Source organism: Campylobacter sp. BCW_4323 (assembly GCF_001763115.1).
In the GTDB taxonomy this organism is placed as follows: domain Bacteria; phylum Campylobacterota; class Campylobacteria; order Campylobacterales; family Campylobacteraceae; genus Campylobacter_D; species Campylobacter_D jejuni.
The window spans coordinates 1-523 of the sequence record NZ_MJYC01000023.1; the positions used below are offsets into that span (position 1 = coordinate 1).

Genomic DNA, 523 nt, shown 5'->3' on the forward strand with positions numbered 1-523 from the left:
TAAGGAAAAAACAATGAAAACCGTAGGTGTAGTTATCCCAATCTATAATGTGGAAAAATATTTAAAAGAATGTTTAGATAGTGTTGTTAATCAAACTTATAAAAATTTACAAGTTGTACTTGTAAATGATGGAAGTACTGATGAAAACTCACTCAATATAGCAAAAGAATATACTTTAAAAGATGAAAGATTTATACTTTTTGATAAGGAAAACGGGGGACAAAGTACAGCAAGAAATGTTGGCATAGAATTCTTTAGTAAAGAATATGATTTTAAAAATATTACCCAAGAATTAAAAGAAAACTCCTTAGTAGAATTTAAATTAGACAATGAAGATAATCCTTATAATATTTATAAAATATATAAAAGTTCAAATTTCTTTAAAAATAAAGATGAACTTTTAAATTTTAAAGCTCCTGATATTGATTATATTATCTTTTTAGATTCTGATGATTATTGGGAATTAAATTGCATAGAAGAATGTGTTCCTAGAATGGATGGGGTTGAAGTGGTTTGGTTTGAT

1 protein-coding gene is annotated in these 523 nt (G+C 25.2%); it reads left to right on the forward strand.

All coding sequences use genetic code 11. From position 1 onward, the window contains the following. Positions 1-13: 13 nt before the first annotated feature. A partial coding sequence (locus tag AJN60_RS00590; RefSeq protein WP_141085090.1) for a glycosyltransferase family 2 protein occupies positions 14-523 on the forward strand: 510 nt, incomplete at its 3' end.